The organism is Massilia aurea (genome assembly GCF_014200505.1).
GTDB classification, from domain to species: Bacteria; Pseudomonadota; Gammaproteobacteria; order Burkholderiales; family Burkholderiaceae_D; genus Telluria; species Telluria aurea_B.
This window is the reverse complement of sequence record NZ_JACHBX010000003.1, coordinates 667513-682296: the sequence shown is the minus strand read 5'-3', so window position 1 is coordinate 682296 and position 14784 is coordinate 667513. Positions and strand designations below refer to the sequence as shown.

The 14784-nt window shown below is 64.6% G+C and carries 16 protein-coding genes; 4 read left to right on the top strand and 12 right to left on the bottom strand.

Translation table 11 applies throughout. The annotated features are described in order from the left end of the window. Nucleotides 1-42: 42 nt before the first annotated feature. The 3 genes from lgt to HD842_RS16885 form a co-directional block, all read right to left on the bottom strand. Nucleotides 43-852, bottom strand: coding sequence for a prolipoprotein diacylglyceryl transferase (lgt, locus tag HD842_RS16895; RefSeq protein WP_183555878.1), 810 nt, complete (start codon nt 850-852; stop codon nt 43-45). A gap of 2 nt (nt 853-854) precedes the next feature. Next, nucleotides 855-1760: a LysR family transcriptional regulator gene (locus HD842_RS16890; RefSeq protein WP_183555877.1), complete on the bottom strand. Its 906-nt coding sequence runs from the start codon at nt 1758-1760 to the stop codon at nt 855-857. Nucleotides 1761-1852: 92 nt separating this feature from the next. Then, a complete protein-coding gene (locus HD842_RS16885; protein WP_183555876.1) occupies nt 1853-2077 on the bottom strand; it encodes a TIGR04438 family Trp-rich protein in 225 nt (74 codons plus the stop codon). A 178-nt stretch (nt 2078-2255) separates the two neighbouring features. Between HD842_RS16885 and HD842_RS16880 the strand changes: the two genes are divergently transcribed. After that, a complete protein-coding gene (locus HD842_RS16880; protein ID WP_183555875.1) occupies nt 2256-2564 on the top strand; it encodes a c-type cytochrome in 309 nt (102 codons plus the stop codon). Nucleotides 2565-2636: 72 nt separating this feature from the next. Here the strand turns inward: HD842_RS16880 and HD842_RS16875 are convergent, their stop codons facing one another. Continuing rightward, a complete protein-coding gene (locus HD842_RS16875; RefSeq protein WP_183555874.1) occupies nt 2637-3605 on the bottom strand; it encodes an IS1595 family transposase in 969 nt (322 codons plus the stop codon). A gap of 162 nt (nt 3606-3767) precedes the next feature. On the opposite strand from HD842_RS16875, the gene HD842_RS16870 reads away from it, so the two are divergent. Further along, nucleotides 3768-4142, top strand: a complete 375-nt coding sequence (locus HD842_RS16870) for a (2Fe-2S) ferredoxin domain-containing protein (RefSeq protein ID WP_183555873.1) — start codon at nt 3768-3770, stop codon at nt 4140-4142. Nucleotides 4143-4147: 5 nt separating this feature from the next. After that, nucleotides 4148-4783 (top strand): 5,6-dimethylbenzimidazole synthase, encoded by a 636-nt coding sequence (gene bluB, locus HD842_RS16865; protein ID WP_183555959.1) that lies wholly within the window; start codon nt 4148-4150, stop codon nt 4781-4783. Nucleotides 4784-4800: 17 nt separating this feature from the next. Here bluB and HD842_RS16860 read toward each other — a convergent pair whose 3' ends face one another. Further along, nucleotides 4801-5214, bottom strand: a complete 414-nt coding sequence (locus HD842_RS16860) for a BLUF domain-containing protein (protein ID WP_183555872.1) — start codon at nt 5212-5214, stop codon at nt 4801-4803. A 218-nt stretch (nt 5215-5432) separates the two neighbouring features. Between HD842_RS16860 and katG the strand changes: the two genes are divergently transcribed. After that, a complete protein-coding gene (gene katG, locus HD842_RS16855) occupies nt 5433-7691 on the top strand; it encodes a catalase/peroxidase HPI (RefSeq protein WP_183555871.1) in 2259 nt (752 codons plus the stop codon). Between the two features lie 47 nt (nt 7692-7738). Here the strand turns inward: katG and HD842_RS16850 are convergent, their stop codons facing one another. The 7 genes from HD842_RS16850 to HD842_RS16820 all read right to left on the bottom strand — a co-directional run bounded on the left by HD842_RS16850 (nt 7739) and on the right by HD842_RS16820 (nt 14750). Then, nucleotides 7739-8875 (bottom strand): branched-chain amino acid ABC transporter substrate-binding protein, encoded by a 1137-nt coding sequence (locus tag HD842_RS16850; RefSeq protein WP_183555870.1) that lies wholly within the window; start codon nt 8873-8875, stop codon nt 7739-7741. A 259-nt stretch (nt 8876-9134) separates the two neighbouring features. After that, the gene (locus tag HD842_RS16845; protein WP_183555869.1) at nt 9135-10190 is read right to left on the bottom strand and encodes a CHAD domain-containing protein; all 1056 of its coding nucleotides are present in this window, start codon (nt 10188-10190) and stop codon (nt 9135-9137) included. Nucleotides 10191-10310: 120 nt separating this feature from the next. Continuing rightward, entirely contained in the window at nt 10311-11012 is a 702-nt protein-coding gene (locus HD842_RS16840; protein ID WP_183555868.1) for an SIMPL domain-containing protein, read from the bottom strand. A gap of 117 nt (nt 11013-11129) precedes the next feature. Next, complete coding sequence (locus tag HD842_RS16835; protein WP_183555867.1) at nt 11130-13283, bottom strand: virginiamycin B lyase family protein; 2154 nt, start codon at nt 13281-13283, stop codon at nt 11130-11132. A gap of 130 nt (nt 13284-13413) precedes the next feature. Beyond that, nucleotides 13414-13749, bottom strand: a complete 336-nt coding sequence (locus HD842_RS16830; RefSeq protein ID WP_183555866.1) for an H-NS histone family protein — start codon at nt 13747-13749, stop codon at nt 13414-13416. 144 nt (nt 13750-13893) lie between these two features. Then, on the bottom strand, nt 13894-14328 hold the full coding sequence (locus HD842_RS16825) for a hypothetical protein (protein WP_183555865.1): 435 nt from the start codon (nt 14326-14328) through the stop codon (nt 13894-13896). Beyond that, nucleotides 14325-14750: a DNA polymerase III subunit chi gene (locus HD842_RS16820; protein ID WP_183555864.1), complete on the bottom strand. Its 426-nt coding sequence runs from the start codon at nt 14748-14750 to the stop codon at nt 14325-14327. Before HD842_RS16820 ends, HD842_RS16825 begins: the two co-directional genes overlap by 4 nt. Nucleotides 14751-14784 lie beyond the last annotated feature (34 nt).

Sequence of the window (14784 nt, the reverse complement as noted above, 5' to 3'; positions counted from 1 at the left end):
GCAAGGGTGGGCGCTCTGTGCGTTCGCCCACCCTGGGGATACTTATGCCGTCACGGGGCGCGCCGGCGCTTTGCGATACGCCCACACCAGCATGGCCAGCGCACCAATGATCATCGGCAGCGACAATACCTGGCCCGACGTGATCGGCAAGCCGAACACGGTGGTTTCCCAATCCGGCACGCGGAACCATTCAGTGAAGAAGCGCGCGCAGCCATACAGCAGCGTGAACATGGCGCCCACGGCCAGGCGCGGACGCGCTTTGCGCGCGAACATCCACAGGATGATGAAGACCAGCACGCCGTCGATCAGCGCCTGGTACAGCGGCGACGGATGGCGCGGACCGGTCACGCCCGGCCACAGCATGGCCCACGGCAGGCTCGGATCGGCCAGACGGCCCGGCAGTTCGGCGTTGATGAAGTTGCCCATGCGGCCGGCGGCATACCCCAGCGGCACGAGCGGCGCGATGAAGTCGTAGACGTCGAGGATGTTGCGGCGGCGCTTGCGGGCCCACAGCGCCATCGCGATCAGCACACCCAGGAAGCCCCCGTGGAACGACATCCCGCCGCGCCAGATCATGAAGATTTCGAGCGGGTGCGCCAGGTAGTACAGCGGCTGGTAGAACAGCACTTCGCCCAGGCGGCCGCCGAGGATCACGCCGAGCATCCCGTAGAACAACATGTCGTCCAGATCATCCTTGGTCCAGCCCTGCACCGCCACGTGCGGCATGCGGATGCGCACGCGGCCCAGCATGATGAACAGGGCAAAGGCGACCACGTACATCAGGCCATACCAGTGGATTTGCACCGGCCCGAGCGCGAGCGCGATCGGGTCCGGCTGCGGATGAATCAGCATAATCAGTCTTTCTTCAATAGGTCCAGGAAGCCCTTGAGGACGGGCGAATCGTTATCGCGCCGCCATGCCAGGCCCGTTTCGGCCAGCGGCGCGGCGTCGCGCAGGGCACGGTATTCTACGCCGGGGCGCATCAGGTTCGAGACGGATTGTGGCACAAGTGCCAAGCCCATGCCGCCGGAAACCAGGCTGACGATGGTCTGCATCTGGATTGCCTCCTGCCCGATCGTGGGCACCACGCCGGCGGCGCGATAGCACGCGAGGATCGCATCGTGCAGGCTGGGCGCCACCGTGCGCGGGAAGATCACCAGCGGCAGCGGCGGCAGGTCGCGCAGCCACACTGGCCCCGGTGCGGCCAGCGCCGCCAGTCCGCTGGGCGCGCACAGCACCAGCGGTTCGTCGAGCAGCTTGCGGTAGTCGAGCGCAGGATCGGCCATGCCTGCCGGCGCGCCCGGCTGCAGCGGGATCACGAAGCCGGCATCGATGCGGCCGGACAGCAGGTCGTCGAATTGCACGTCGGACGTCGCCTCGTGCAGCACCAGGCGCACGCCCGGAAACGCCGCGCGGTAGCGGCGCAGCACGTCGGGCAGCATGCCCAGGCCGGCCGTGGAGACAAACGACAGCGCCAGGCGGCCTGCTTCACCGCTGGCCGCGCGCCGCACCAGTTCGGGCAGCGCGCCGGCTTCGTCGAGGATGCGGCGCGCTTCGGGCAGCAGCGCGCTGCCGGCCGCTGTCAGGCCGACCATGCGGCGGTTGCGCAAGAAGAGCGGCGCGCCAAGCAGGTCTTCGAGATTGGCGATGCTTTGCGAGAGCGGCGGCTGCGTCATGTGCAGGCGCTGCGCGGCGCGGCCGAAATGCAGCTCTTCGGCCACGGCGACGAAATGGCGCAGCTGGCGCAGTTCGGGATGCATTGATGGAAGTGTGAATGGACAGGGCTTGGTGAGTTGTCCAATGTATCACAGCACAAGTATCACAGCACCACGACGACAGCGCCGGGGTCTGGTCAGCGGCGCTTGCCCAGCGACTTTTTCACGCGGTCGCTGCGGCGTTGTTCATCGACGTCGTGCGCCTTGCGCTTGTCCAGACCCAGCGCCTTTTCGATGTATTCGAACCAGATGAAGGCGACGACCATCAGGCCGATGATGTACCACCAGGACAGGTCGGCAAAACGCCAGACCTCGAAGCCGCGCAAGGCGGCAAGCAGGGCGATCAAGAGGATCAGGGGCATGGTGAAAACTCCTTGTTGCCGCACATCTTACGGAGTAAATGATGCTCATGGGCAAATTTAACAGTTTTCTGTTACACCGTATGAGCAAATGTGGTGATCGCGTTACAGAGTGTATCGCTTGCAGATGCCCCGGAGGATTGCCGGTAAAATTCACTCAGTCACTAATCCGGAGAATTCCATGAAGCGGTCCCTGTTGTTGTGTGTCGTGCTGTCGGCGTTTGCATCTAGCAGCGCCCTGGCCCAGGCCGACCTGGCCAAGGCCAAGAATTGCATGGCCTGCCACACGTCAGCCACCAAGCTGGTTGGCCCGGCCTACAAGGACGTCGCCGAAAAATACGCGGGCCAGAAGGGCGCCGAAGACAAGCTGGTGCAGAAGGTGCTCAAGGGTGGCTCGGGCACCTGGGGCCCGATCCCGATGCCGGCCAATCCGCAGGTCAGCGAGGCCGAAGCGCGCTCGCTGGTCAAGTGGGTGCTCGCGACAAAATAAGCCATCCGGCTGCTGCACGACATGAAGCGCGCCTGCGTGAGCAAGGCGCGCTTTTTCATGGCGCAGTCAACGTTATCTATTGATGACGCCGATCGCGATCCGCAGCAATTGTTCTGAGGAACATACCCTGCCACCATCCAGCGCCCAGCGCCAGCCCAGATAATTGCGCAGATAACGTGAGGCCACGCCGCGAAAGCCCAGCAGCCAGGCTTTGAATCGCCCGTGATACGCGTTGACGTTCTGTACGTGGATAGCGCGACTGCCGAGGTGCCTGGTGCGCACCCCGGCACGCAGGTTGACCGCCTCGTGCGCAATCCTGTGCTTGCGTGAAAAGGCGCGGTAGGCGGCATGGCTGTCGGTGACCAGCAGCGCCTGCGGATCGAGCCGCGGCAGCAAGTCGCGTTCGAGTTGCGCAGCCGTCAATGCCCCCCGCCCAGTGACCGCGTCGATGGTGTTGCCGCTGCGGTCGCGCGCGACCAGTATGCAATCCAGATGTCGCGAAATGCCACGCATGGCGGCGTGCCCGCCCCGCCGGCGCGGTGGCCGGTCGAGCGTGCGGGACCCTTTTTGTGATTCAAGCAAAAACGTCTCGTCGGCCTCGACAATCCCATTGAGCGATGCCGGTCGGTCAAGCTTGACCCAGTCAAGGAAGCGGTGGCGCCATCGGAAGGCGGTATTGCGGTGCACGCCGATCCGATCTGCTCCCTTGCGCACAGACAGTGAATCAAGCAATACCTGTGAATACGCGAGCCATTTGGCCTTGAGCCTGAGCCGTGCCAGGGGCGTGCCACTCAGGTCGTTGAATGTACGGCCGCAAGCGCAGCAGCGAAAACGCTGCAGGTCGTTGGCGAATCCGTGCCGGTGGCAGCTTTGGTTGCCACAACGGGGACAGCACCGGCCCGGGCCTCTGGCCTGGGCAATGAGTGCCACTACCTGATCTAGCCCGGCTGCAGGATGCAGGGCGTCGAGCACTTGCCGGCGCTGCGGACCGTTCAGTGATGGCAACCTGGAGAACCAACTCTTGAAACGTGGCGTTTTCATGATCGACTCCTGACGCTGGGGACAGGGTTGGACCACGGTGGCGCTCATCAGTTCAAAACTCTCCTCCATTTAACGTTGACTGCGCCTTTTTTATGGGCGATCCGCAGGGCGCGTGGTGTAAGATCGCCGGCTATTCTCCCGCCCTTGCCACCTGACCGAAGCATGACCACCATCGATTCCCCCGCACCCGATACGCCCCGCCAGGTCGCCAAGCCCACCATCGGCGTCTACCGCCGCCACCTGCTCGTGTGCACCGGCCCTCGCTGCAATGCCGATGGCGCTGCACAGGCGTTGTTCGACAGCCTGGGCGAGAAGTTCAAGGCCAGCGGCCTGGATGGCGGCCCGTTGCGCGTCAAGCGCAGCCGGGTGAGCTGCTTCGCTGCTTGCAAGGGCGGGCCGATCGTCTGCGTCCAGCCGGACGGCACCTGGTACTACGACGTCACGCCGGACAATATGGACCGCATCATCGACCAGCACCTGTGCAAGGGCGAACATGTGGAAGACCTGGTGTTCCACCAGGCGAACGTAGAGGATTGATGACGATGGCGCACCGCTTCGACGACGCCCACGTCGATGGCGTCTACCGCGCCATCGCCGAGCGGCGCGACGTGCGCCATTTCGTCCCCGGCGCGATCGACGAGGCAGTGCTGCTGCGCCTGCTGACAGCGGCGCACCAGGCGCCCAGCGTCGGCATGATGCAGCCGTGGCGCTTCATCCGTATCGCGTCAACGCCATTGCGTGAGCAGATCTGCGCGCTCGTCGAAGCCGAGCGCGTGGCCACCGCCGACGCTCTGGGCGAGCGTGGCGCGGAATTCATGCGCCTGAAGGTCGAGGGCTTGCGCGAGTGCGGCGAGGTGCTGGTCGTGGCGCTGATGGACGGGCGTGAGCGGTACGTGTTCGGACGCCGCACGCTGCCCGAGATGGATCTGGCATCGGTATCCTGCGCGATCCAGAACATGTGGCTGGCCGCGCGTGCTGAAGGCTTGGGGATGGGGTGGGTGTCGCTGTTTGACCCCGTGCAGCTGGCGGCCCTGCTCGGCATTCCGGAAGGCGGCAAGCCGGTGGCGATCCTGTGCCTCGGGCACGTGGCCGAGTTTTATCCGAAGCCGATGCTCGAACTCGAAGGCTGGGCCCAGCGGGGGACGCTGGGCGACTTCGTTACGCTCGACCGCTGGTAGCGAGCGCCCGAGCAGTCTCAGCTCGCAAACATCTTCAGTAACGCCACTGCCGGTGCCGCCGAGCCGATGCGCCGGTTGGCTTGCGCAGCTTCCAGCACCTCCACCAGTTCATCGTATTTGTCGGCCTGACGGTCATTCAGGTTGATCATGTTCATGCTCCAGCGCGGGAATGTGCGAAACTTGGCTGGTTCGTTATAGAGAACGCGCGAATTCTTGTGGCGGGGATCGAGTTCAATCTTCTGGTACAGCTTGTCGAGCGTTGCTACCGGACCCTCCAGCACCTGGAGGAACCAGCCGCCGTTGTAGAACAAACTTCCGGTCACGTCGAGTGGGGCATTGTTATTTTTCGCCGTGTCCTGGATTCCTGCCAGGTCGCTAGGGGACATCTTGCGGGTGGCCTGGCTGACGTACACGAGTTGATTGATCGACATGATAAGATTTCTTTCTTATTGGAAAGAGAGAACGATAGCGCGCCACCAAGCGGTTGTCGATGCAATGTTGCCGATTGGAAAATTGGAGCGGGTCAAAGGTGCGCGCTGCACCCGTCGGTGCGACGCCCGCTATCGCACCCATCAACATTGCCAATCCACGAGTACACGAAGTTTTTCTATAATTTTGTCAAATCTTACCGATCAGACAGGAGAAACAAATGAGTGTGGACAATATCCCGGCCAAGTGCCCGTTCAGCGGCGCAGCCGGCACCGGCACCACCAATCGCGACTGGTGGCCAAAGGCGCTGCGTCTCGATCTGCTGGCACAGCATTCGGCCAAGTCCGACCCGATGGGTGGCGACTTCGATTACCGCGCTGCCTTCAATAGCCTCGACCTCGAGGCAGTCAAGGCCGATCTGGCCAAGGTGATGACGGATTCCCAGGACTGGTGGCCGGCTGACTTCGGTCACTACGGCGGCCTGTTCGTGCGCATGGCATGGCACAGCGCCGGCACCTACCGCATCGGCGATGGCCGTGGCGGCGCCGGCCGCGGCCAGCAGCGATTCGCACCGCTGAACAGCTGGCCTGACAACGTCAGCCTCGACAAGGCACGCCGGCTGATCTGGCCGGTCAAGCAGAAATACGGCGAGAAAATCTCGTGGGCCGACCTGATCATCCTGACCGGTAACGTCGCTCTCGAAACGATGGGCTTCAAGACCTTCGGCTTTGCCGGTGGTCGCCAGGACGTGTGGGAACCCGACCTCGACGTCTACTGGGGCCGCGAGAACAAGTGGCTGGGCAGCGACGAGCGCTACACGGTGGGCTCGCCCGGCGTGGAAGGCCGCGGCGTCATCGACAAGGACGACGACAGCGAGATCACCCACTCGCGCGACCTCGAAAATCCGCTGGCGGCAGTGCAGATGGGCCTGATCTACGTGAACCCGGAAGGCCCGGACGGCAAGCCCGACCCGGTCGCATCGGCGCGCGACATCCGCGACACGTTCGGCCGCATGGCCATGAACGACGAAGAAACCGTGGCGCTGATCGCCGGCGGCCACACCTTCGGTAAAACGCACGGCGCGGGTCCGTCCGAGCACGTCAAGGAAGAGCCGGAAGCAGCCGGCCTGCATGCCCAGGGCTTCGGCTGGCAGAACAGCTTCGGCAGCGGCAAGGGCCCGGACACGATCACCAGCGGCCTCGAAGTCACCTGGACCAGCACGCCGACCCAATGGGGCCACGACTACTTCACGTACCTGTTCGGTCACGAGTGGGAGCTGACGAAAAGCCCGGCTGGCGGCCACCAGTGGATCGCCAAGGACGCCGATGCCACCGTCCCGGATGCGTATGACGCCGCCAAGCGTCACCGTCCGACGATGCTGACGTCCGACCTGGCCCTGCGCATGGACCCGGCCTACGAGGCGATTTCGCGCCGTTTCCTGGAAAACCCGGACCAGTTTGCAGACGCCTTTGCCCGCGCCTGGTTCAAGCTGACCCACCGCGACCTGGGCCCGCGTGCCCGCTATCTCGGCCCGGAAGTGCCGGCCGAAGTGCTGATCTGGCAGGATCCGGTGCCGGCGGCTGAAGGTGCGGCGATTAACGACGCCGATGCGAAAGTACTGAAAGACAAGGTGCTGGCATCCGGCCTGGGCATCGGCGAACTGGTGTCGACGGCGTGGGCCTCGGCCGCAAGCTTCCGCGGTTCGGACAAGCGCGGTGGCGCCAACGGTGCGCGCATCCGCCTGGCCCCGCAAAAAGACTGGGCGGCCAACGAGCCGGAGCAACTGGGCCGCGTGCTGGCGCAGCTCGAAAGCATCCAGGGCGAGTTCAACGGGGCGCAAGCAGGCGGCAAGCAGGTGTCGCTGGCCGACCTGATCGTCCTGGCCGGTAATGCAGGCGTCGAGGCGGCAGCCAAGGCGGCGGGCCATGACATCACCGTGCCGTTCACGCCGGGCCGCACCGATGCGTCGCAGGAGCAGACCGACGTGGAATCGTTCCATGCGATGGAACCGGTCGCGGATGCCTTCCGCAATTTCGAGAAGGCCCTGTACAGCATCCCGGCTGAATCGTTGATGATCGACCGCGCCCAGTTGCTGACGCTGACGGCGCCGGAAATGGCGGTGCTGGTGGGTGGCCTGCGCGTGCTGGGTGCCAATACCGGCGGCAGCGCCGATGGTGTGCTGACGCAGCAGAAGGGCGCGTTGACGAACGACTTCTTCGTCAACCTGCTCGACATGGCCACCGAATGGCGTCCTGCCACGCGGCCAGGCCAGGGCGTCGAACGCTTCGAAGGCCGCGATCGCAAGACCGGCGAGAAGAAGTGGACCGCGTCGCGCGTCGACCTGGTGTTCGGCTCGAATGCGCAGCTGCGTTCGATCTCGGAAGTGTATGCCAGCGCCGACGCCGGCCAGAAGTTCGCGAAGGACTTCGTCGCAGCCTGGACCAAGGTGATGGAGCTGGATCGCTTCGATGTAAAGTAATGCTGGACTGACGTCCTACCCGGCGCCTGCGGGCGCCGGGTTGTCGTTCAGCGGATCACATCCATCCGCGTACGCTTGCCGCCCTGGTAGGTGTACAGCGTCAGCGCGCCATTCAGGATGTCCCCCGACGGATCGAACTGGATCGTGCCGGTCACGCCCTCGTACTTGATCTTCTTCAGCTCCGGCAGGTACTTCGCCGGCTCCGCTGATTTCGCGTTCTGCATGGCGGTCGCCATCACCATCACCGAGTCGTACACATACGGCGCATACAGCTGCACTTCCTGGCCCGTCTTCTGCTTGAAGCGTGCGCGGAAATCGGCCATCTTCTGCTCTTGCGCGCCTTTCACGCCACCGGCTTCGGCGCACACCACCTTGCCATCGCCTACTGCATCACCTGCCAGGCGACCCAGCGCCTCGGTGCACATGCCGTCGCCGCCCATGAAGCGGGCCGTGATGCCAAGCGCCTTCATCTGCTTGAGCATCGGGCCGGCCACCGCATCCATGCCACCAAAGAAAATCAGGTCGGGCTTCTTGGCGCGAATCGCCGTGAGGATAGCGGTGAAATCGGTCGCGGTGGCGCTGGTGAACTGCTTGTCGACGATGCGCACGCCGGGACCCCGGGCCGCTTTCGCAAATTCGGCAGCCACGCCCTGACCGTAGGTGGTGCGGTCGTCGATGATGGCAATGTTCTTGACCTTGAGCGTCTCGACCGCGTACTTGCCCAGCGTGCCGCCAAGCTTGGCGTCGTTGGCCACGACGCGAAACACGCCGGGGAACTTTTGCTTGGTGAACTGGGTTGCGGTGGTGGCCGGCGAGACCTGCACCAGGCCGGCGTTGTGATAGATGCGCGAGGCCGGCACGCTGGTGCCCGAGTTCAGGTGACCGACGATGCCATTGACCTTGGCATCAACCAGCTTCTGGGCCACGGCCGTACCCTGTTTCGGGTCGCTCGCGTCGTCTTCGGCCAGCAGTTGCAGCGTGACCTTCTGGCCGTTGATGGTGAAGCCTTTTGCGTTGAGTTCATCGATCGCCATGCGCGCCGCGTTCTCGTTGTCCTTGCCGAGGTGCGAATTGGGTCCCGACACCGGGCCCACGTGCCCGATTTTGACGACCTGCTGGGCGCTGGCGCCGCCGGCGAAGGCGATGGCGACGGCGAACGGGATAAGCCTGGTGCAAAACTGCATGGAAGTCTCCGCAAGATGGTGATGGTCACAACGCCGCAAATGGGGCGCAAGGCCCGTTACAGGGCGACGTTACAGCAAATCACAGGCGGCGCAAAGTGATCGGCAAGCGATAAACCAGTGACGAACAACGGCGCGGCGCGGTGTGCACCGAGGCAGTGCGGCGCTGCGAAATGGCGGTACGCGCATGGTGCAAATGTGACGATGCCCCGCACACTGGCGGGGCATCGGCTGGCCATGCTGTCAGCGTGGCCTGGGCGGATCAGCGCGTGATGCGGCGCTTGGCGACATCGGCCAGCACTTTCGACAGCCCCTGCACATCGGCTTGCCCGGTCGCCGCGATATAGCCGCGCACATAAGCCGCCTGCTTGGCGACCTGGCTGCTGCCACCCTTGAGTTCTTCGAGCAGCTGGTCGGCCACGGCCAGGTCGTTCAGCGCGCCCAGGCGATCCTGCAGCTTTTCGAGATGCCCCAGGTAGCGCTTGACGCGCTGCGCCGGCAGCAGGTCGCGGAAGAATTCCGCCGCATAGCGCGCCTTCTTGGCCGCGATGCGCACACGGTGACGGCCCGGTGCATCGGCTTCGTCCAGTCCGTCGATGCGCTTGGCCAGGCGCTTCTCGGCCGTGCGCAGCAGGGGCAGGGCGCTTTTCGCGGCGCGCTCCAGCAGCGGCGAATCTTTCGGCAGGCCGCCTTCGGGCTGCCAGCGGCGTTCGCCCAGCCAGTCGGTCAGTTGCGCCATCAATTCGGTGTAGCGCGCATCGCGCAGCACGTGCAGGATCTGCGCGTGGTGGCCGGTGGCGCGGTCGTGGGCGGCCTGGCGCAGCGCGTGCGCATCGATGCCCGGCACGCGCTTGATGGTGGAATCGGCCAGCACGTTCCAGTCGCGCGCGGGACCGAGTTCGCCGGACAGCCACTCGATGCTTGCATGCAGCGGCACCGGCGGCGGCGCCAGTTCTTCGAACATCGCGAGCAGGGCGCGCAGGCGGCGCAGGCCCACGCGCATCTGGTGCAGGCTCTCGACATGCTGTTTCAGCACGCCCGGCACGTTTGCTTCGATCTGCGCGACGCAGTTCAAGCCGATAGCCTGGAACGCGTCTTCGAGCGTCATGCGCCCGCGCAGGTGGACCGGTTCGGCCTTGACGGCACCGATTGGCGCTTCTTTGACGTCGGGTGCCGGCTCTGCTGGCAGCGGCTGGTCCGTTTGCGGTTCGTCGGCTGCCTCGGTCGCCTCGGTGATCGTGATTGCGTCCGTCAGATCGGGCGTCGCGACCGCCGCGATCTCGGGCGTCAGGTGCTTCGTTTTGTGGTGCTTGCTCATGCTGGTGCCTCTCGTGGACAGTGGATGGATCCATCATACGCCTGAGCACTCGTCCGTACATGTCTCCATGACAGGCGCGTGACATTGCGCACGGCAATGTGCACGGCAGGGCAGGCCAGCTTACTTGCCGATCCGGTAAATCACGTCCACGCCCTGCACGAATTTCTGTACGCCCACCAGCTGCGGATCGCGTGGCGACGACACCGACGGGTAGCGCGGCGCATCGCTGGCCAGTCCCATCGCGTTGGACAGGTTCTTCAGTGGCGCCAGCGCCACGCCACCCGCCGGCCCCAGTTTGGCGCCAAGGCCGAGGGCGATGTTCTGCGCCTTCACGCGCGCTGCGCCCAGCGCCTGGCTGACGAGCTCCGCCTCGATCTTGTCGGCGTCGCTGCGGCTGAACGCCACGGCCAGCGATTCGACATTGGGCAGGCCCAACAGGCTCTGGATCAGCGCCGTCCACGCGTTCAGGTCGCGCACCGTCGCGTGCACAGAGGCGCGGGTTTCGATTGCTGTGACCCGCTCGCCCTCCTTGAGCGGGCGGCGCAGCACGTCCTGCACCGAGACGTCCTCGACCTTGACACCCTGTGCGGCCAGCAGCGCGCGGCTCGCTGTCAGGCGCTCGTGGACCAGCTTCCATGCCGCCTCCAGGTCGGCATCGGTGCTGACGATGTCGAAATCGATCTCGCCCGTGTCCGGCATCACGTGCAGGTCGGCAGCGGCCGTCACGTGGATGAAGGGGTAGGCGGGCAGGTCGGCGGCGTCGGCGGGCGCGGCCTGCAGCAGGGCAGCGCTGACCAATGCGGCGGCAAACATCTTGAGCATGATGATCCTTGTTATAGCGGGAACATTCCCGGGCAAGACAAGGGTACGAAATCTAGACCTTGATGTCTATTTAAAGTAGACATCAAGGTCTATATTATGTGGCGTGCATATCTGCGCCTACTCGATCACGAACGCCAAGTCGCGGCCGTTCTGCGCCACCTGGCCCGCATAGTCAGCGGCGTGGATGCGCAGCAGGTACTCGCCCGGCGCCAGGTCGGCGATGCGCCAGCTGCCCGTCTCGATCCTGCCATCGCGCAGGCGGTTGTTCAGCGCATAGTCGAACTGGGTCGATGCGCTGCCGTAGACCGTGATGCCACTGGTCGGTGCATAGACCGCTTTCACGGCGTCAGGGTTGCGCGGCAGGCGGTCGTAGACCTGCGTGATGACGGGCTGCTCGAAGCCGGGCAGCGGCGTGCCGTCGGCGCGCAGCACCTGGTAGCCCAGCTTGTACAGGCCCAGCTTGCGCCGCGCCAGGTTGCCATCCACCTGGTCATAGGCATTCACGACGATCTGGAGCTCGCCCAGCATACGGTCGAGGCGCAGGGGCTGGCCCTTGTTCGCCGTGATGCGCTTGCTGGCAGTGTCGTACAGCGCGATGCGCGAAATCGTCGGCGTCACCGTGTCGACGAAGCCGATGAACGGCAGCGTGAGCGCATTGACGAGCGAGCCGCCCTGGTAGTAATCGAGGTGCACGTGCGACAGCGCATTGAGCGTGCCCAGCTTGTCGCCGACGGCAAAGCGCGTGCCGCGCGGCACCCGCACGCGTACGGCCTTGCCGGGTTTGCCATTGGCGGTGTCTTCGCGCTGTATCTGGAAGCGCGGATCGAGCGCGCGGCCTTGCGGATCGCGTCCCACGCGCATGTGGATATAGGACAGCGGTCCCACGCTCATGCCTTCGCCGAGGTTATTGAAACCCCAGTTGGCATACGGATCGGTCACCTTGGCCGGCAGGATTGCCAGAACGGTTGCGCCGACGTCACCGCGTACATCCAGGCCCGCGTGGAAATGGTCGCGGCTGTCGCCGCCATACGTGCCGCGCACTTCGCCCATCACGCCCACGACTTCATGGACGGTGTCTTGCGGGCCAAGGGGCCAGGGCATCGGTGCCGTGCGCCGTTGCAGCGGCGGGCGCGCCAGCACGGGCGCGGCTTCGCCTGCGCGCGGCGGCGCCAGACGGTGCAGGCGATGGGCGTTGGCGTCGGCCACCACCAGGCTGCCGTCGCGCGCCACGGCAATGCCGCGCGGGCCGTTGAGCTGCACGGTGCCGTCGCTGCCGAAACCGTTCGGCTCGAGCGGGTGGTCGGTATCCTCCAGCGGGCGGAATTCGCCCATTGGCGTCATCTGCAGGATGCGCCCGCCAGCACTGGCGACGATGTACAGGTAGCCGTCGCGCGTGACGGCCAGGCCCACCGGGCGGCGCAGCGCGGGGCGGCGCTCGGCCTCGGGCGGCAGCGCGAGCGTGTCGACCGTGCCATCGGGGCGCAGGCGGCGCACCGCGTTGTTGCCGGTGTCGGCGATGTACAGGTTGCCATCGTGGTCGACGGCCAGCGCGCTCGGGGTGTCGAAGGCGGCAGCCGGGCCGGGGCCGTCGAACAGGTTCGGCTTGCCGGTGCCGGCCAGCGTGGTCACCGTGCCATCCGGGGCAATGCGGCGGATGCGGTCGTTGTAGGTGTCGGCCACGTAGACGATGCCGGCGTCGTCCACCGCGATGCCAACCGGCCCGTTGAACTGGGCGGCGCGGCCGATGCCATCGACATAGCCGGGACTGCCGTTGCCGGCCAGCGTCGTCACGGCGCCATCGGACGCGATGCGGCGGATCGCATGGTTGCCCGTGTCGGCCACGTACAGGTTGCCCAGGTGGTCGAGCGCGATGGCGGACGGCGTGTTGAACGCGGCGGCCGCGCCCAAGCCATCGACAAAGCCTTCCTTGCCGCCGGCCAGTGTCGAAACTGCGCCATCGGGCTGGACGACGCGGATGCGGTTGGCTTCGCCCCCGTCGGCGACATAGATCGCGCCGCGCGGGCCGATGGCCACGCCGTACGGATCGCTGAAGCGGCTGGCGGGCGCTGCGCCATCGAGCACGCCGTCCTGGCCGTCGCCCGCCAGCAGGTGCACGCGGGCAGGCCAGAATGGCTGCGTTTTGGCGACGGGGGCGGTCAGTACCGGGGTGGCGCCGCTGTAGGGTTCGACCCGGTCAGTGAACCAGAAGACGGTGCCGACGGCCAGGATGGCGGCGCCGGCGAGTGCTGCGATGAGGGGAGTGCGTTTCACGACGACGACCGGCTGATTGCTGAAGTTGCAATCTTAGCCGAAACACGTGAATGGATGGGGCGGGTGGAAATGCGAACGCCGCCGGACGAAGGTCGCGGCGGCGTGCAGGTCTTGCGTATTACTGCGAGGCTTAGATGCGCAGATCGTCCAGCGACTTGCCCTTGCCCAGTGCGTCGACAACCCATTTTGGTTGACGGCCACGGCCGGTCCAGGTCTGGGTATTGTCAGCCGGGTTGTGATATTGCGGATTGACTTTCGCGCCGCCGCCCGTCTTCTTGGCTTTGGTACTGCCGCCCTTGGCCAACAGTTCCTCGACCGAGATGCCCATATTCTGGGCGATCTCGAGAATTTGCTCACGCGCTTTCTTGACGTCTTGCTGCTGGCGGTTTTTGATCTCCTTTTCGATATCGAATTGAAGACCTTTCAGTTCGGCGAGGTTATAACCCGACAGATTGATGTTTGCCATTTTGTTTCTTCCTTGATTAGGTGATTCGATTCGTTTCGAAGAGCCGCGCAGGGATTTTACTATTGAATCGCCAATTTGGAATGACAATCGTGCGCGGGGTTAATTTCGAATCAAATGGAAGGCAGGGCGGCATGTGGTACGGGTTTATTTTTCCAGCATTCTGATGTGTGCAATTTCTTGCGAAACTGCGCGCGTCACGACATCGCTCAGCGTATCGCCGAGGCTGTTGCGAATATCGGCCGAGAAACTGGTCATTGCTTTGTCGACGGCGTCGGCAATACCGTCGCGCAGGCGCTGTTCGAGCACGAAATCGATCCGGCCCTGCAATTGCTGCAGGATGCGCTCGGTGACGCGGCGCTCCATCACGCTCCATTGCTCGCCGCTCCAATGGTCGACGGCGCGCCGTTCCAGCGCTTCTGGCGCATCCTCAAGCGCGGCCACCACGGGCGCAGGCGGCGGCAGAGCCTCGGCTTCGACCACCGGCGCCGGCTGCGCCAGCGGCGTGCCCGGCGCGGTTGGTTCTGCAAATACTTCGGTCAACACGGGAATACTGGCATCGAAAGCGGGATCGTGGCTCATGATTGTCCTGCGACGAAGTGGGTCAGCGGATAGGATTCTTTTTTATACGCGATATAGCGTTTGCGGCCTTCGGCGGCATCTTCTTCATCGATCGAGATAATTTCAAACACACGCGCAAATTGCGTGAAGTTACGCGGCCTGCGGCGCGTCAGGTTCACGAGCATATCGTGGTGCGGCAGTTCGCTGTCTTCATTATCGGTAATCACGATCGGCGTTTGCGCCGCCAGAGGGTCGCCGGCCATCACGTGCGGAATGAAATCAGTATCCGACACGGTCCACATGGCGGCATTCAAGGCGTCGGCTTGTTCGGGGCTATCGGCCAGCACGACGATTTTGGCGCGCGCGCCATATGCCTTGCGCGCAAGGCGGCAGGCATAGGCCAGCTTATCCGGGATATTGGTATGAAAGTCGATGCGGGTCATGGGCGCTTATGGAAAATCGGGAGTGCGCTGGCAC